The organism is Flectobacillus major DSM 103 (assembly GCF_000427405.1).
Lineage (GTDB): Bacteria > Bacteroidota > Bacteroidia > Cytophagales > Spirosomataceae > Flectobacillus > Flectobacillus major.
This window is the reverse complement of the sequence record NZ_ATXY01000004.1, coordinates 90488-109616: the sequence shown is the minus strand read 5'-3', so window position 1 is coordinate 109616 and position 19129 is coordinate 90488. Positions and strand designations below refer to the sequence as shown.

Genomic DNA, 19129 nt, shown 5'->3' with positions numbered 1-19129 from the left:
TTTTTACGATGAATAAAATACAGTTGAAATATATAAAAACAGGTATTTGTGCTTTTGCTCTTTTTGCCAGTGTGTCTTGCCAATCGGACTTCCTAAAAGAGGAGTTGACCACACAAAGAAGTAATGCTTACTACAGTACTGAAGAAGGTATTCAGGCTGCTGTAACAGGTGCTTACAACCAAACATTTGACGTACCATTGAGTGGTGAAGTTCAATTTGCTACAACTAACTATGGTACCGACGAATTTCATGTTGGTGGCGATGGCTCAAACAGTTCTTGGAACAACTACGATGGGGGTTTCAAATCTATTGTAACTACCGTAAACTCCAACACCGTAGCCGCCGAACGGGCTTGGGATATGTACTATATTGCTATTGGAATGGCAAACCAAGTGATTAAATCGGCCAGTGAAATTACTTCTACCAACAATGCAATCAAGAAAACAGCATTGGGCGAAGGGTACTTTTTGCGTGCATATAACTACCTCCGACTGGTTCGCCAATATGGTGCTGTACCGCTCAAATTGAATGTGAGTACTACCGTCGAGCTAGAGTTTACCCGTGAAGCTCCAGAAAAAATTTATACGCAAATCATCGACGATCTGTCTAAAGCCTACGATTTATTAGACAATACCTCAGCTCCTGCCAAAATTACCAAAGATGCAGCAGCTCATTATTTGGCCAAAGCGTATCTGTCAAGAGCCAGTGAAATCAATGACTCGTGGAATACGTCTACCAAAGCGGCTGACTTGGCAAAGGTAGTTTCGCTTTCTGACGAGGTGATTGCTCGACACCCATTAGCCAATAATTTTGGCGATATTTGGGCTTATAGCAAACCCAATGGAACAAACGAAACTTTGCCTGAACTAATTCTGTCGGCTCAGTTTTCAGACAATTTGTTGGCTACAACCTTCAACAACAGCCACTTGTATTTTACAGCTCGTTACGACGACCTTCCATATATGCAACGTGATTTGACAGGAATGAGACCTTTTAGCCGCTTAGCTCCTACGTATTTTGCATACGATGTATTTGACCAAATAAACGACTCAAGGTTCTGGAAAAGCTTTAGAACAAAAAGTAGATGCAATAATGGCAGTGGCAAATATTCTAATGGCGACCTTGGATTGATGTTTATTATCAATAGTCCATCAGACACCCGCTTTACCAAAACTAAATATGTTGATGAGATCGTCTATGCCAAAACCAATAAAACAATCCCTTCTGTTTATGTAGCACATGCTTCTGATGGAAAAAGCTTGTTGACCGACGTTCGATTCCCATCTCTTAGCAAACATTATGATGGAGCTCGTTTGGCTATTAACGAAGTTAGAGGATACCGAGATGTTATTCTTGCTAGGTCGGCAGAAACGTATTTGATGGCCGCCGAAGCAAAAATCCGTTTGGCCAACCTTGGTCAAGGTTCGTACGATGCAGCACTATCGTATATCAATGCTGTCAGAAAAAGAGCGGCTTATAAAGCTGGCGAAGACAGAGCGGCTTATACCGACGGTGCTGCCGCTTATGTGGTGTCTCAATCAGGACAAAACGTGAATATTAACTCATTTATGACCGAAAACTCTTACTATGAGTCAAACAATATTCCTGCTACAACTACTACAACGGTTCTTGAAATACCTAGTATTACTAACTTGCCAGCTCAAGATGTAGCGGTAATTAACAAACTGGGCTATACTTCTACCTACGACAAAATGTTGTGCTTGGTACTGAATGAAAGAACAAGAGAACTTTGCGGAGAATTTCACCGTTGGGAAGATTTGAGTAGAACCAAAACTTTGATTACAAGAGCCAAAGCCTATAATCCTGGTGCTGCTAACTATATCAAAGATTTCCATTTATTGAGACCTATCCCACAAACGTTCTTGGATGGTATTTATAACGGAGGAAAACCTTTGACAATAGAACAAAAAACAGCCATACAAAACCCTGGTTATTAATTAGGTTATAGTTTAGCATAAGCTATCACAACCATAAAACGAGGTTATCTTTCTAGGTAGCCTCGTTTTGTCGTTTCAATTATACACCAAACCACAATATACCATTGATTATAAGACACTTAAATATAACAATACATATAAATACTCATCGCCCCCCCATTGAGTATTTACGTTCTATTTTCATCTTTTTAGTGTTCTCCTATTTATTTTTTATACCTGTTCACTATAGCTGATAGCTAAGAAAAAGCTCATTTATGTGTACTTTTGGCTATGAGAATTTTTTTAGTAATAATATTATTAGTTTCATATAGCACGATAGCTCAACTCTCCGAGAGCCACCGTGTACTGCACTACAATCTCAAAGAAGGCTTATCGTTTGGTGTTGTCAACAGTATTGTACAAGATAATCAGGGCTTTATGTGGTTTGCTACCGACGACGGCCTCAATCGTTTTGATGGTATTACATTCAAAATCTTTAAGTTCGACTCCGAAAACCCATTTAGTATTCAAGGCAATTATATTCAGAGTATCTACAAAGACACCGATGGTATTTTGTGGATTACTTCCCGAAAAGGATTAGTCCGCTTCGATGCCAGCCATGAACGTTTTATTACGTCAAAACTGAGTAAAGAAGAACAATCGGACAACGATATTAGTGGTATCTACGAAGGTAAAAATGGCTACTTGTGGCTTACGTCTTCTACAAAAGGTTTGTTTAAATATCATAAAAAAACAAATGCTGTCGTCAATTATCGGCAGTCTAGCCTCCAAGGACTATCAAGTAATACCCTTTTGACTACCTACGAAGATTCGTCAGGTTTACTTTGGGTAGGCACACACAGCAAAGGGATTAATGTATTTAGCACAAAAAATAATAAGCTGGTTTTGACTCAACCCATTGGTGCTGAAAAGTTGTCCAATAATCGTATTAACTGTATTTACGAAGACCATTTTCATAATATTTGGCTCGCTACATCAAACGGCCTATATTTTTATCAAAGAACCGAAAACAAACTTATCCTGATTCATCCTTCGGCTACAACTCAGCTCAAAAGCCGTGTATTTCTGTCGTTGCTCGAAAATAAAAACCAGCAGCTTTTGGTAGGTATTCAAGACGGAGGCCTCTATCAGATAGATATTCAGTCTCGTTACAACGATACACCAAAAGTACCTTTTCGTGCTGTAAAAGGGAATAATGGCCAATCTTTTACCCAAAGGTCGGTACAGGCATTGTATGCCGACAAAGACAAAAATGTATGGGTAGGTACTTATGGCGAAGGGGTATATATGCTCGACAACAGCCAAGAGCGTTTTTTTAAGTTTCAACAAAAAATCATGGCCTATAACACCGAAAGCGATGTTCGATATTATGGTATGACCATCGATAACACTGGATTGTTGTGGCTCGGAACAGACGGAGATGGTATTTTTCAAACAACCAGTAATGGTGAAGTAAAAAAACATTATAAAGCCGACGGGAAAAAGGGTAGCCTAACCGATAATGCTATTTTGTCGGCCTTCAAAGATAGCCACAACAACCTTTGGTTTGGTTCATATTCGGGAGGGCTATTTTTGTATAACCGAAAAAATGATTCGTTTATTAATTTCAAGCATAATTCTAACGATAAAAATAGCCTTGGAGCCAACGACGTAAGGGTAATTTATGAAGATAACCAACAGCGTATTTGGATTGGTACAAATGGCGGTGGACTAAGTGTATTTAATCCCGACAAACAAAATTTTACCAACTATAATACAGCCGCTAAAAACTTTCCGTCTAGCGATGTCCGAGCTATTGAAAAAGACCATAATGGGCATTTGTGGATAGGTACTTATGGTGCAGGCCTGTATTTGTTCAATCCTCAAAATGGTATTTATACGGCCTACAATGCCCAAAAAGGCGATATTCAAGATTTATCTTCAGGTGTAGTTTTTGCACTGCATTTTGACTCCTCCAACAATAAACTGTGGATTGGCACACAAGAAAACGGCCTTATTTTGTACGATACTCAACAAAAAATAGCCAAAAAGTTTAGTGAAAAAAATGGTCTTGCCAATAATACTATTCTTGCCATTCAAGAAGACAATGGACACCAAATATGGGTAAGTACCAACAAGGGTATTGCTAAAGTCGACTTATTGACTCATAAAATCTATAATTTTGACCATACCGACGGCCTACAAAGTGGGCAATTCAATGGTGGTGCGGCGGTTTATCATCGAGCTGGTGGATTTATGTGTTTTGGGGGTACAGAAGGCTGGAATTTGTTTTACCCCGACCAAATAAAGCCCCTCACTTATCAGCCCAAAGTACTAATTACTGGCGTGCTGCTTTTCGGAAAATCATTGATGCCCGATACCGAAAGCGAGAAAAATACCGCTTTGCCATCACAACAAATTATTTTGCAACCTAACCAATCGGTATTTTCTATTCAATACGGAGCTATTAATTATTCATATCCCGACGAAAATCAATTTGCCTACAAACTCGAAGGTTTAGACAAAGAATGGAACTTTGTTAACAAACAAAAGTCGGCCACATATCGGTATTTAGAACCTGGCGAATATACTTTTAAGGTAAAAGCCGCCAACAAAGACCACATCTGGTATGACAACTACGCAAGTATTAAGGTAATAGTGCTACCGCCTTGGTACAAAACTTGGTGGGCATACCTGTTTTATTCGGCACTGATTGGCCTATTGATTTTTTATTATCAACTCTACAAAGACCGCCAAAACGAACTAAAATATCAAATACAAATTGCTAAAATTGAAGCCGAAAAAGAAAAAGAACTCAATGAAAAGAAAATTTCATTTTTTACCCATATTTCCCATGAATTCCGTACACCTCTAACCCTCATAATCAACCCAATTAAAGAGTTACTTTATACCGACTCGCAAGAAAAAGATATTAGTAGCTTACATATTGTATACCGCAATGCCCGTCGTTTGTTGAGCTTGGTAGACCAGCTATTGCTTTTTAGAAAAGCCGATACCGAACGGGATTCCCTAAAGGTAGCTAGACTAAACCTGAAAAATCTTTGTGAAGAAGTTTTTTTATGTTTCACTCATCAGGCCAAAGAAAAACAGATTCAATACGATTTTATCTGCCAACAAGACCATATAGAAGTATATGGCGACCGAGAAAAACTAGAAATAGCCCTCTTTAATTTGATTTCAAATGCCCTAAAATTTACCCCAAAAGAGGGCAAAGTGGCTTTATCTATCACAGAAATAGCCGACAGCATTATTATTAAAGTAGAAGACAGCGGAGCGGGTATTGCCCCCGAAACAGGCGATAAGCTATTCAAAATGTTTTATCAGGTCAAAAACACCCAAACCAAATCGGCGGGTGGCTTTGGCATTGGTTTGTACCTAACCAAAACATTTATCAATAACCACAAAGGCGATATTACCTATCATAGTACCCTTGGGCAGGGTACTATATTTACGATTCGGCTTTTAAGGGGCTACGAACACCTAAACCCCGATACAATTCTAAATGATGATGAACTCAATTCGGTTATTTTGGAAGAATTGGCCGACGACCACGATTTATCAATCAGTCAACAAGCTGAATTGTCTGATAATGAAGATAGCGAATTGACAGATGAAATTTATGCCGAAATAAAAACCATGGTGATGATCGACGATAACCCGCAGATTAGACAATACCTTAAACAAATATTTAAACCCTACTTTAAATTACATGAATCTGACAACGGCACAGATGGCCTAAAGCTTATAGAAGAATTGTTGCCCGATATTGTCATCAGCGATGTAATGATGCAGGGTATGAGTGGTATTGAACTGTGTACCTTAATGAAAAAGAATACAAGCCTCAACCATATTCCTGTTATATTATTGACAGCAAGTACTTCGTCCGAAATCAAACTAAAGGGTATAGAAGTAGGTGCCGACGACTATATCAGTAAGCCTTTTGAAAAAGACATTTTGTTGGCAAGGGTTACAGGGATACTAAAATCAAGAAATGATTTACAGAAATACTTTTTCAATGAAATAACACTGCAATCTAACAATCTCAAAATTTCGTCGGAGTACAAAGATTTTTTACATCAGTGTATTGCTATTGTTGAAAAGCACCTCACCGATCCTGACTTTGGAGTTGGGGTACTAGCTACCGAAATAGGCATGAGCCCATCGGGGCTATACAACCGTATTAAATCAATTTGTGGGCAATCGCCAAACAATTTTATCCGATTTATACGCCTCCGAAAAGCTGCCGAAATGCTTATTAGTACCGACAATACCGTGTCGGAAACAGCCTTTCAAGTTGGAGTAAACGACCCCAAATATTTTAGGGAACAATTCTTCAAATTATTTGGGATGAACCCATCGGCATATATCAAAAAATACCGAAAAACATTCCACAACAACCATCAGATTGATAAAGATATACTCGGAAAGAAAACCTCCTAAAAATTCAATTTTGTGTAAAAAAAGCCCTAAATAACCGCTATTTAGGGCTTTTTAATTGATTACCCCCTCTTTTATAAGGATTTCCCCCTCTTCTAAATATTTGCAAAATCCTAGTTTTGCTTCAGAAATTTCTATTTCTAAGAATCATCATTTCTATTCACTAAAACAGTTTCATTCAAAGATGAAAAAAAATCTATCATATCAACAGAGTTTACGCTGTAATGAAATGGGGAAAGTAAGTCTTATTCAACTAGGATTTTATGTTCTTTTTTGCCTTAGCGTAGTACTTTTTACAACGGTGGCTGCATTTTCGCAATCTGACAAAAAGATTGCTGGGACAGTATTAGACGAACAAGGCCAACCACTTGCTGGAGCTAATGTTCAGCTAAAAGGTTCGAGTATCGGCGTTTCGGCAGATGCAAACGGAAAGTATTCGCTGAGTGTGCCCAATACAGCAAGCTCATTGATTTTTTCTTTTATTGGATATGCTTCGCAAGAAGTGCCTATTGCCAATAAATCTACTATAGATGTCAAGTTGGTATTAGAAAATATGGCTTTAGGCGAAGTAGTGGTAGTGGGGTATGGTACACAGAAAAAAACTACATTGACGGGTTCGGTGTCGGATGTAAAAGGTAGCGAAATTGTAAAAAGTCCACAGCCCAACCTATCCAATTCACTGGCAGGTCGTTTTTCTGGATTTGTGGCCAACAACAGAGGTGGCGAGCCTGGTTATGACGGTTCAAGTTATACGATTCGTGGATTTGCTTCTACTGGCAACAACGACGTTCTGATTGTTGTAGATGGCGTGCCTGGGCAAGTGGGTGGATTAGAACGCCTCGACCCCAACGATATCGAAAGTATTTCTATTTTGAAAGATGCCTCGGCCGCAGTATATGGTAGTAGAGCAGCCAACGGTGTTATTTTGGTAACTACCAAAAGAGGCGACAAAGGCAAACCTACTATTTCGTATAGCTTCAATCAAGGATTTAGCTCGCCAACCAGATTACCAAAATTGGCCAATTCTGCTACTTATGCTACTATTTTGAATGAAATAGACTATTATAATAACCCTGCTGGAGGAATGAATCAATATTATTCGGCCGATGAAATCACAAAGTTTGCGAATGGTTCTGACCCTATCAATTACCCAAATACCAATTGGCAAAAAGAAGCTTTGAAAAATGTTGCTTTACAAAATCAACACAGCCTTACGGTAAGTGGTGGTTCTGATAACACCAAATACTACCTATCTGTTGGTACGATTTATCAAGATGGACTTTATCGCAACGGAGCTACGCAGTACAATCAGTACAATTTTAGGTCGAATGTAGATGCTAATATTACCGAAAACTTTAAAGTAAGCCTTTCATTGGCAGGTCGCCAAGAAGACCGCCAATATCCAACATCAAGTGCAGGCAATGTTTTCCGTTCTATTTACCGAGCATACCCAACAGTAGTATCTATTTATCCCAATGGTTTGCCATCTACAGGTGTTGAAAACAACAACCCTGTTATCTTGGGTACTGCCGCAGGAGGTATCAACAAAAACCCAACTACGGTATTCAATGGAATTTTGAGAGCTAGCTACAATATTGCTGCCGTAAAAGGCTTATCACTCGACGGATTTTATTCGGCCGACAGATCATATAGTTTTACCAAAAACTTTAGTACGCCTTATCCCCTTTACTCGTTCGATAAAAATACAGGAACGTACAATCGTGTAATTACAGGTGGTTCGGCTGGAGCAGCAACCTTGTCGGAAGAACAAACCAATATTTCATCTACGGTACAAAATATCAAATTGAATTATGCTATTAAAGCTCAAAAGCACGATTTGAATATGTTTGTAGCATACGAACAAAGCCAAAATAGACAAGAGAAATTTGGTGCTTCAAGAATCAATTATCCAACGGTATCCACCCCCGAATTGTCGCAAGGTGGTGCAGCCGCAACCGATAAAAACAACTACGGAAGTAGCTCTAATTTTACAAGAAAAAGTTATATCAGTAGAATTGCCTATAATTTTGACGAAAAATATTTGGCCGAAATCCAAATGCGTGTAGATGGCTCTTCGATTTTTCCAGATGGTAAGCAATATGGTTTCTTCCCGTCGTTTTCGGCAGGATGGAGAGTTTCGGAAGAAGCTTGGTTTAAAAACAGTGTCACCTTCATCGACGACCTCAAGCTAAGAGCTTCTTATGGTTCGTTAGGGAACGATAATGTTGGTCAGTTTCAGTATTATAACAACTACTCGTTCAACAATACCTATGTTATCGGAGCTAACACCATCAACCCCGGTATTGATTTAACCAAATTAGCCAACCCCAATATTACTTGGGAAGTAGCCAAGAAAACAGATATTGGATTTAATACAACTGTTCTCAAAAATATCTCATGGGAGTTTATCTATTTTAAACAACAACGCTCAAACATTTTGGCTGCCAGAAATGCTTCTATTCCAAATGTATCGGGTATTGTAAACCCTTATGGGTCGGCATCGTTGGTACCAGACCAAAACATTGGTAAAGTAAGCAACCAAGGCATTGAAACAAGTGTAAGCTATCGCCATACAGGGGCTTTCAGGTACAATGTTTCGGCCAACTTTACTTATGCCAAAAGCAATATCGAGTTTATCGACGAAGCAGCAGGTGCTTTAGATTATCAGCGTCAAACAGGCCGACCACTCAATACCTATTTGTTATATAAAGCGATTGGTATTTTCAGAACGCAAGACGAACTTGATAAATACCCGCACGTTAACGGAGCAAGACTAGGCGATTTAATCCTTGAGGATTATAATAAAGATGGAAAAATCACAGCCAATGACCAAATCAGAACGCAATATGGCAATATTCCTCAAATTACGTTTGGTTTAGTATTCAGTGCTGGATACAAAAACTTCGACGCATCAATGGTATTATCAGGACAAACCAACGTAAGCCAATATGTATTGCCAGAGTCGGGGCAGGTAGGAAATTTCTATAGCAGTTGGGCCGACAACAGATGGAGTCCAAGCAATCCAGACGGTACATACCCACGTGTAGACACCCGAGCGTCTTCGTCAATCAATGGCGGTCTTTATAACAATACTTTTTGGTTAAATGACGCGTCGTTTGTTCGCCTCAAAAACCTCGAATTAGGTTATACTCTACCAAATACCCTATTGAATTCTTTGAAAATAAAACAACTTCGTGTGTATGCCAATGCCTTCAACTTGCTCACTTTTACGGGTGTAAAAGATTATGACCCAGAAGGTAACAGCAGCAGTGGGCAGTTTTACCCACAACAAAGAATCATCAACTTAGGTGTAAATGTTAAGTTTTAATACTAAAAAATATCAAAATGAATACTAAGAAATTTATTACTATATCTTCGCTTTTTGCTGGCATAGCACTTTCCCTTTTTGCCTGCAAATCCGATTTCCTTGATGTTGTACCAACCGACAGGGTTTCCGATAATTCGATTATTACCGATTCTACGTTGTTTGAATCTTACATTATCAATCGTTACATGGGCGTTCGCCTTACCGACAAAGAAGCCGAAGGCACACCTCCTGGCTTTGGTAGAGGCTTTGAGTATGCAATGTGGTCGTCGTTGACCGATGAATCTATTTATAACAACGATGACAATACTTGGCTTGTACAAAGAGGACAATTAGCTCCCGAAAATACAGGTATTGCAGGTACACTTTGGGGAAGAAGCTACCGCAGTATTCGAGAAATCAATTACGCATTGGCCAATATCTCGAAAGTACCTATGAGTGTAGGCCGTAAAAATGCGTTATCGGGCGAATTAAAATTCCTTCGGGCATTCCGTTACCACGATTTGATTAGAAACTACGGCGGTGTGGTACTCCTCAACGACAAAGTATATGAGCTAGGCGACGATTTCTCGGATGCCTCTATTTATACCAAATCGAGTATCAAAGAATGTATCGACTATACGATTGCTCAGCTCGACGAAGCTAGTAAGCTATTACCTACCGACAATAACAATACTTGGCGATTGGGCAGAGCTACCAAAGGAGCCGCTTTGGCACTAAAATCAAGATTGCTTCTGTATGCAGCAAGTCCATTGTACAGTGCAGGTACTTGGCAGGCAGCAGCAAGTGCAGCCAAAGAGGTAATCGATATGGGAAAATATAGCCTTTTTACCAGTGGTTATGACAAACTATTCTTGACTGCCGAAAACAACCCTGAAATTATTTTTGAAAGATTATACACACAAGGAGCTCGTCATGTATGTTTAGAAATTTCAAACGGCCCCAATAGTTATGGTGGCTGGGGCGGTAATGTTCCTTTGCAAAACTTTGTAGATTCTTATGAAATGGCCAATGGTAAACCTATTACTGACCCTGCTTCTGGCTATAATCCACAAGACCCTTACAAAAACCGTGACCCTAGATTTTATATGACTGTACTTTATAACAATGCTAGTTATAGAACCAACACGATACAAAGTTTTCTTCCAGGTGGAAAAGATAGTAAAGATGGGCCATCTAACTGGAACACATCTAAAACAGGGTATTATCTGAAGAAATTCATGAACGATAACTTACCTATTGATAACCCTTGGGACATAGCAGGGACACAACCTTGGATTTATTTTAGATATGCCGAAATATTACTCAATTATGCCGAAGCACAAAACGAGGCCGTTGGGCCAGACCAAACCGTTTACAATGCCATCAATACTGTAAGAAGTAGAGCAGGAGTAAATATGCCAGCTTTGCCAAGCGGCCTTTCTCAGGCACAAATGCGTGAAGCAATTCGTCGTGAGCGTCAGGTAGAATTAGCCTTTGAAGAACACCGTTTTTATGATGTTCGTCGTTGGAAAATTGCCAATGTTACCGAAAACGTTCCAGCGTATGGTATGGAAGTAGTAAAAAGCGGCAATACCTTGGTGTACAACCGAAAGGAGGCTCTTTCTGGCCGCCATTTTGAAGAAAAACATTATTTTCTTCCTATTCCAAGAGCCGAAATTCAGGCTTCTAACGGAAAGTTAACCCAAACAAACGGATATTAAGTTGAGTAGTAAAAGCACCTTTCATTCCTTCAGAGTGGAAGGTGTTTTGCTAAACAACTCAACAACAGTATTTTAGCACGAAAACTTCACTATTTTTAATGGTAAACATTCTATAAATTCACTCTCTATGTTAAAAAATAAATATCTATTAACTTTTTATTTTACTTTTTTAGTGGGCAGTGTCATTGCTCAGAATCACACAAAAACGTCCAAAAAGCCCCTTGAAGTTACGATTGAGGCAACTAAGGTTTTCCAGAAAATAGAACATTTTGGAGCATCTGATGCTTGGTCGTGTCAGTTTGTGGGCAATTGGCCCGATGCCAAAAAAAATGCCATTGCCGACTTGTTATTTAGTCAAGATACCCTTACCAACGGACAGCCCAAGGGGATAGGGTTGTCGCTATGGCGGTTCAATATTGGGGCAGGAAGTACCGAACAAGGCGACCAAAGTGGTATCAAAGACGAATGGCGAAGAGCTGAGTCATTTTTGACCAACGACGGTACATACAACTGGGGGCGGCAAGCAGGGCAAGTGTGGTTTTTGGAAGCTGCCAAAAAACGAAACGTTGATAAGTTTTTGGCTTTCACCAATTCGCCTCCTGTACAATTTACTATCAATAAAAAAGCATTTGCCACAGCAGGACAGTCAAACCTTGGAGCAGACCAATTTGATAATTTTGCTACTTTTTTGGTTGATGTCACCAAAGGAATACAACACAAAACTGGAATTATTTTCGATTATATCAGCCCCGCCAACGAGCCTCAGTGGGACTGGAGCGATGGCGGACAAGAAGGAACTCCCTTTCATAATCATGAAATTGCCCAAATCACCAAAACCCTCAGTACTAAGCTAATACAAGCAAAACTTCCTACCAAAATCAATATTGCTGAAGCTGGGCAGCTCGATTTTTTATATTCTGCTCATCAAAAGGCTTCTAGGGGCAATCAAATTGACGCATTTTTCAAAGCCGATTCGCCTAGCTATATTGGCAATCTGCCCAATGTTACCAATGCTATTTCGGGACATAGTTATTTTACAAGCTCGCCTTTCAGCGAAGCGTCGTCAAAAAGAAAACAACTAGCCGAACAAATCGCCTCTGTACCTTCACTCAGCTATTGGATGTCGGAATATTGTATCCTTGGCGATAATGCTGGTGAAATTGTTGGTGAAAAAAAAGATTTGGGTATTACCTCGGCTTTATATGTTGCAAAAACCATTCATAACGATTTGGTCAATGGCAATGCCTCGGCATGGCACTGGTGGACATCTATTTCGGCTTACGACTATAAAGACGGCTTGGTATATATCGACAAAGCCAAAACGGATGGTAATTTTTCTGCCAGTAAGTTGTTGTGGGGAATGGGCAATTTTAGCCGTTTTATCAGGCCAGGAGCCGAACGTATCGCATCGTCTATCAAAGCATCTGATACCACCAATAGCCTATTGGTTTCTGCTTATAAAGACCTTGCTCAAAAACAGTTTACGACCGTTATGATTAATACTGGCGACACTCCTATAACAGTAAAAATAGCCGTAAAAAATCTACGTATCAAAACACTCAGACCATTTATTACATCGTCAAGCTCGGATTTAGCACCCAATTCGCCCATTGGTATTAATCAGTCGATCAATATTCCTGCCCGCTCTATCGTAACATTAGTGGGTAAAATTGGATAGGGTTGTAGATGCTAGCAGTATTCTATAAAGATAGACCATTATTCTTAATATAGCATAATAGGGTGCAATCGTTGTGGTTGCACCTACTATACAGCGAACAATTTAAGCTCTTTTTACCACAAAAACGGATTAAATAAAAAACAAGCATTTATAATTCGGCACACTCTGATAAGTATCTATTTACCCAATAATCCCTCCATTAATACCTCACCATTTACAAGCTCACCATTGGTAGTTTCTAGCAAATATTTACAATAGAATTATGTTTATACTCGAAAAAATTGTAAGTTTTCACGAAAGTGTATTGTTTACAATTGAATCGTGAACGATTCAATAAAGCCTCGTGTTTTTACACCATTAACAATACAAAAAAATGGCACTATTAGAAGATTTACAGTGGCGATACGCTACTAAAAAGTACGACTCTACTCGCAAAGTTGCGGAAGAAAATGTAAACAAAATTATTGAAGCAGCACGTTTAGCACCAACATCGTCGGGGCTTCAACAATTCAGAGTATTAGTAATCAGCAATCAGGAATTAAAAGAGAAAATTGTTCCTATTGCTTTTGACCAACAAATCGTTGCTGATTGCTCGCATTTATTGGTATTTGCAGCATGGGACAAATACACCGAAGAGCGTATAGATTCCATCTTTGACCGTACTACCGAAGAGCGTGGTTTGCCCAAAGGGCGATTTTCTTCATATACCGACCGCTTAAAGGCTATTTACCTTACTCAAACAGCTGAAGAAAATTTTGCCCATACCGCCCGACAATCGTATATCGGTTTTGCTCTTTCAATTGCACAAGCAGCCGAATTGAAGATTGATGCAACTCCTGTTGAGGGTTTCAATAACAGTGCTTTGGACGAGCTTTTGGACTTAGGAAGTAAAGGGCTACGCAGTGTAACTTTATTACCGATTGGCTATCGTGATGCCGAAAATGATTGGCTGAGTGGCATGAAAAAAGTAAGAAATCCCCAAGAAGAATTTGTTATTGAATATCGCTAAGATACCCGAATCACAAAAAATACCCCTTCATGCGTTAAATCCATGAAGGGGCGTTTTTTTAGCTATTAGCAACAAATGGAGCTTTTTGAATAAAAGTGGTAGTTGATAATTGTTCTACAAGAAAATAGGCCAAATCGGTTGCACTAATTTTGTCGCCAAGGCAATCTTCTGTACTGATTTTTACCAAATACCTTTCGGCTGTTTGCTCAATTAGAGGCAGTCTTACCAAAGTCCAATCTACATGGCTATCGACCAATATTTGATATTCGTCCTGTTTGTTTTGGGTAGAAACAGGGTAATTATTTTTCATCCATTCAGTACCAAACATCGTTTTGGGGCTTTTTTTGTCGAAAGGCGTATCTACATTAAGCCCTGTAGTTACAATATACCGCCGAATATGCCATGCTTCCATACCCTGCAAAATATGTCGAGTTGCCTCACTAAATAGCGTAGGCTCACTGGCAGGAATACCCAACCCTAATGTACTAATTACCGCCCGACAGCCTTCAAGGAGCTGATAAACAGTATGATAGTCTTGTACATTGCCGTAAACAATTTCGATAAGAGGGTGATTGATAGAAAGATGGTTGGGATTTCTGACGAGCATTTTGATAGAAATACCCTCATTGATGAGCTGTTGAACAAGATACTTGCCCGATTTACCTGTACCGCCAATAACGGCTACTTTTATATGATTTTGCATTGGATTTCTTTATAAAATTTTGAAAACGAAATAGTAATCCGTATTTACTTTAATCAGTAAATCGGATACACAGCTATTGCTGAAACGTCATCGGTATGTTATAAAGAGAGTCTAATACCACAAAATTATATGATTGAGGATGATTACACAAGTATTTCTAATTTTACATAATAGGCTATTAGCCAAACACATTGATGTACTGTGACAATTGTGATTGCAGGCTATTTTACGATACATTAAAAAACTATCCTCCGATTGCCCCTGGTATCAAAAGCTACAACCTTTAGTGTTGTTTTGGGTAATGTAATTTTGCGAGACGACTGCGATAAATATGAGCTTCCATAGTTTAACTCATAACGATAGGTACGCCCCGATGTAGTTGTAACTATCCAATAACTGTCTAGTGCCTGAGCTTGTACAACCTTGGCTGAAGTTCCTTGGAGCTGATGCACAGCCAGTTTATTATTATTTTGAACGGTAACTACTATCGGTTGGTTGGTATTTGAGTATAACTGTGCCATCCCTTTAGCATCGCCTTGTACATAATAACCACTCGTAGCAGTACTTGTTGGGCAAAAATCACCTTTTCCATTACCCAATAAAAGTAAACCACTAAAAGCATCGTAGCGTCCAGTAGTAGACTCTGTACTCCACGAATTGCCCGACAGAAGAATATCTAAATACCCATCAGCATTATAGTCATTCACTAGTATGCCAAAAATAGGAGCAGTTTGTGCTACTTTGGGTAAAGCTTTTATTTTGAATTTACCAGCCCCTAAGTTTTCGAGATAAACACTTTCAAAAAAAGAAGCTTTGGCCTGATATGCTCCTTTAAGTTCTTTTTCAGAGAAAATAGACGTTAGTGTTGCTTGGGCATAATCAGCATACTGAGGAAATTTTTTTCGCAGAAAATTCATTTGATTCGTCATCTCATCTCTTGTATGTACTGGCACTAGCTGGTTTTCGACATAGTGACAAATAATAGGGTCGGTTGTTCCATTTTGGTCAAAATCACTTGCCAAAATAGTCAAGGGTTTTTCGGCCGAAGCTTTCCATTCGTGATTATTCCCAAGGTTGCCTAATACATAGTCAATATCGCCATCTTGGTCAAAGTCCCCTTGATTAATACTATTCCACCAGCCATTGGTAGGTTGAAGATTGGTTTCGATTTTTTGTAACTTTCCATGTATATTTCTCAAAAAAGTAATAGGCATCCATTCGCCAACAACCATCAAGTCTACCCAGCCATCAGCATCAAAGTCTGTCCAAAGGGCATCAGTAACCATACCGATTTGGTTGAGAATAGGAGCAACTTTATTATTGACCATCACAAACTTTCCTCCTTGATTTTCCAAGATAAAACTAGCGGTAGGCAAGGGGTATCGAGCGGGGCTTAAATACCCCCCAACAAATAAGTCGAGGTCGCCATCACGGTCAAAATCACAAGCTTTTACACCCGACCCACTCGACGAAATACGAGGTATTGCCTGTGGATGATGAGTAAAATGACCTTTTCCGTCGTTTAGATAAAGCTTGTCGAAATAATAAGGCGAATCGGTATCAAACTCGTTGCTGCCAGTGGCTATGTACAAGTCGAGGTCGCTATCATTATCGGCATCGAATAATAATGTACCCATATCTTCCTCATATTTGGTTACTTCAGAAAGCTTTTGTTGCTGAAAGCCATGGACTTGCTGCATAAAGAATACCCCTGAGTGGTTATAGCCCCCACCAACAAAAAAGTCGTCTTTGCCATCGCCATTGACATCACCAACGGCCAATCCTGTGCCTTGCTGTGACAATAAATGAGGCAATAATGGTTGTATTTTAAAGTCGATATAAAGCTCATCGATATGCTTATAGTGAATATGTTGTTGCTGGGAGGCTTCTATGAAAAGCGGCTTTGCCGTAATAGGTGGAGCAACGTGAGGTGTATGAGCATCCCCAATATTGAGGGTGATAGTTTGGTTACTTACTATGTTTTTTCGGATTTCTACCTTTTGATTTGGCCAAGTAATTTTGACAGAATCTAGCTTGGTAATATTGCCTAAGCCAAAGTGAAGTGTATTTTCAACGGTCGACTCGTAGCCTCGGTACGGCGAATGCTCGGTAGTTTGATGTTGGTTTTTGTAGTAAATATCTACTTTAGCTCCAAAACCAAAACGGTTTTGAGCTGTACCTTGTAATTTAATTCTGAGAAAATGATTTTTGTGTAGACTATTGGCTCGATTTTTATAGATAAAAGCCTCTTGGTCGATATTGTTGATAGCCAAATCCAAATCGCCGTCGTTATCAAAATCGGCATAAGCTGCACCATTAGAAAAAGACGCTTTATTAAATCCCCAGGCCGCCGATTGATTCGTAAAAGTAAGATTTCCTTGATTGTTTTTGAAAAGATAATTGGTTAGTTCTGGCCCTTTAATACTATTTAGGGCTTTCATGAGTGCATTGTTGTTGGTATTGCCCTTCTGATATTCGGCCATTCGATAGGCTACAAAATCACGGTCGGTAATATCTTTTGGAAAACCATTGGTAATAAGTAAATCTTTGTAACCGTCGTTATCATAATCGGCAAAAAAAGCACTCCAGCTCCAATCGGTACTATGCACACCCGCCATTCGTCCGATTTCACTAAAACTAGGCTGCCCATTTTCGGGATTTATCCCGTTGTTATGCTGTAGTGTATTTCGCATAAACTGTGGAAAATAGCCATGACGTAGTTCGGACAAATGCCTATCGTAGTTCATAAGTCCAATCATATTTTTGCGACGAGCCTCACTTTCGGGGAGCATGTCTAAAGTTATAAAATCTACTAAACCATCATTGTCAATGTCGGCGGCATCGTTGCCCATAGCCGAATAGCTTTGATGCCGAAAATAATGCGTTATTTCGTCTACAAATCGCCCATTTTTTTGATTGATATATAGGTGGTCGTTTGATAAATAATCATTTGACACATAAATATCAGGCCAATTATCCTGATTTATATCAACCACAGAAACGCCTAACCCATAGCCTTCTAGCATAATCCCAGCCTCTTTTGAAACATTGGTGAAGGTAATTTGCTTCTGAGCATTGGGGCCATTGTTTCGATATAACCTATCGGTACTTTGTGCCGAACCATCCGTTATTTTTTCATGGATAATATTGGGGCCTATTTTTTCCATAACGTTGGTAACAAGGTACACATCGAGGTCGCCATCAAGGTCATAATCTACAAATACAGCTTGAGTGGTATGCGTTGTGTCGGCTAGGCCATATACTTGGGCTTGCTCAACAAAACGAGTATTGCCTTGATTAATATACAGTTGATTGGCACGCTGTGAAGCAGGTTTAGGGCCAGCTCGACAAACGTAAATATCTAGTAGCCCGTCGGTATTAATATCTACCATGGCAATGCCTGTTGTCCAGCCGTCGGCTGTTTGAATACCCGCTTGTTGGGTTATATCTTCAAATTGAATGGTATTGCTGTTCTCTGCACTTTTGTTGAGATATAACCTACTATTGGTCATATTTCCTCCCAAAAAAAGGTCTTCGTAGCCATCGTTATTGATGTCGCCAATACCTACACCACCGCCATTGTAAAAATATTCGTAATTGACGATATTTAATTTTTCATCTTCTTTCAGTTGATTCACAAAACTAACTCCAGTTTGGGAAGAAGGTAATAGCTCAAATAAGGTATTTTCGGGAGAAACCGTTTCTCCGAACTTATTTTGGCAGGCTATTACAGTTACAAAGACAAGCATAAAAAGCAACAAACGAGCAATCATATAAGGTTTTTTAACGATTTATATGTGAAAAACAGCGGATATCGTAGATTTCTTGATTTTTGCCCGCAAACAAAGGTTTTTGTATTTTTTTCAGAACCAACTTTTCAGGCTCTAACAATACGATAGTAAATCCTGCCAAATAACGCCCGCCATTGTCAAAGTAAACCAATGAATCATTTTCTATGATTTGATATTTCATACTTCTTTGTTCACCATCTTTCCGCATGAATACTGTACCTGTGGTATCATAATCGTACACAATATTCTCTTCAGAATCTTCGATTTTGATAGCCTGTACAAATCCATTGGTGAAATGATATACCGAATCGGCTTTCCATGCCCCCAAGATATACTCTTTTTTTATGGTTTTCTTCGGCTGACATGCCCACGAGCATATTAGCCACAAAGGAAACAATATTTTTATAAAGGAACGAACCATTAGAAAATACGCTATTAAGCGGATTAATGATAAAAGCTGTGTTTTCTTATTTATACTACGGCGTTATATAAAGCTTTCACTTTATATAACGCCGTAGTATAAAT

General features: G+C 39.2%; 9 protein-coding genes. 6 read left to right on the top strand and 3 right to left on the bottom strand.

The features are described from left to right. The first annotated feature begins 8 nt into the window (after window positions 1-8). The 6 genes from FLEMA_RS0101105 (at window position 9) to FLEMA_RS0101080 (ending at window position 14110) form a co-directional block, all read left to right on the top strand. A complete protein-coding gene (locus FLEMA_RS0101105) occupies window positions 9-1958 on the top strand; it encodes a RagB/SusD family nutrient uptake outer membrane protein (protein ID WP_044170398.1) in 1950 nt (649 codons plus the stop codon). Between the two features lie 270 nt (window positions 1959-2228). Further along, on the top strand, window positions 2229-6398 hold the full coding sequence (locus tag FLEMA_RS0101100) for a hybrid sensor histidine kinase/response regulator transcription factor (protein ID WP_044170396.1): 4170 nt from the start codon (window positions 2229-2231) through the stop codon (window positions 6396-6398). A 181-nt stretch (window positions 6399-6579) separates the two neighbouring features. Next, window positions 6580-9723 carry a SusC/RagA family TonB-linked outer membrane protein gene (locus FLEMA_RS0101095; protein ID WP_026993861.1) on the top strand — a complete coding sequence of 1048 codons (3144 nt, stop codon included), beginning with the start codon at window positions 6580-6582 and terminating at the stop codon, window positions 9721-9723. 17 nt (window positions 9724-9740) lie between these two features. Beyond that, window positions 9741-11423 (top strand): RagB/SusD family nutrient uptake outer membrane protein, encoded by a 1683-nt coding sequence (locus FLEMA_RS0101090; RefSeq protein ID WP_044170394.1) that lies wholly within the window; start codon window positions 9741-9743, stop codon window positions 11421-11423. 127 nt (window positions 11424-11550) lie between these two features. After that, on the top strand, window positions 11551-13101 hold the full coding sequence (locus FLEMA_RS67110) for a glycoside hydrolase (RefSeq protein WP_044170392.1): 1551 nt from the start codon (window positions 11551-11553) through the stop codon (window positions 13099-13101). 373 nt (window positions 13102-13474) lie between these two features. After that, a complete protein-coding gene (locus FLEMA_RS0101080) occupies window positions 13475-14110 on the top strand; it encodes a nitroreductase family protein (RefSeq protein WP_026993859.1) in 636 nt (211 codons plus the stop codon). 58 nt (window positions 14111-14168) lie between these two features. Here FLEMA_RS0101080 and FLEMA_RS0101075 read toward each other — a convergent pair whose 3' ends face one another. The 3 genes from FLEMA_RS0101075 to FLEMA_RS0101065 all read right to left on the bottom strand — a co-directional run bounded on the left by FLEMA_RS0101075 (window position 14169) and on the right by FLEMA_RS0101065 (window position 19025). Beyond that, window positions 14169-14813, bottom strand: coding sequence for an NAD(P)-dependent oxidoreductase (locus FLEMA_RS0101075; protein ID WP_026993858.1), 645 nt, complete (start codon window positions 14811-14813; stop codon window positions 14169-14171). 236 nt (window positions 14814-15049) lie between these two features. Then, on the bottom strand, window positions 15050-18586 hold the full coding sequence (locus tag FLEMA_RS0101070; protein ID WP_044170390.1) for a CRTAC1 family protein: 3537 nt from the start codon (window positions 18584-18586) through the stop codon (window positions 15050-15052). 10 nt (window positions 18587-18596) lie between these two features. After that, window positions 18597-19025: a hypothetical protein gene (locus FLEMA_RS0101065; RefSeq protein WP_026993856.1), complete on the bottom strand. Its 429-nt coding sequence runs from the start codon at window positions 19023-19025 to the stop codon at window positions 18597-18599. Window positions 19026-19129 lie beyond the last annotated feature (104 nt).

Coding starts and splice junctions, on each gene's coding strand:
- FLEMA_RS0101090 (WP_044170394.1), top strand. CDS start 9,741: ATGAATACTAAGAAATTTATTACTATATCTTCGCTTTTTGCTGGCATA.
- FLEMA_RS0101070 (WP_044170390.1), bottom strand. CDS start 18,586: ATGATTGCTCGTTTGTTGCTTTTTATGCTTGTCTTTGTAACTGTAATA.
- FLEMA_RS0101065 (WP_026993856.1), bottom strand. CDS start 19,025: ATGGTTCGTTCCTTTATAAAAATATTGTTTCCTTTGTGGCTAATATGC.
- FLEMA_RS0101095 (WP_026993861.1), top strand. CDS start 6,580: ATGAAAAAAAATCTATCATATCAACAGAGTTTACGCTGTAATGAAATG.
- FLEMA_RS0101075 (WP_026993858.1), bottom strand. CDS start 14,813: ATGCAAAATCATATAAAAGTAGCCGTTATTGGCGGTACAGGTAAATCG.
- FLEMA_RS0101080 (WP_026993859.1), top strand. CDS start 13,475: ATGGCACTATTAGAAGATTTACAGTGGCGATACGCTACTAAAAAGTAC.
- FLEMA_RS0101105 (WP_044170398.1), top strand. CDS start 9: ATGAATAAAATACAGTTGAAATATATAAAAACAGGTATTTGTGCTTTT.
- FLEMA_RS67110 (WP_044170392.1), top strand. CDS start 11,551: ATGTTAAAAAATAAATATCTATTAACTTTTTATTTTACTTTTTTAGTG.
- FLEMA_RS0101100 (WP_044170396.1), top strand. CDS start 2,229: ATGAGAATTTTTTTAGTAATAATATTATTAGTTTCATATAGCACGATA.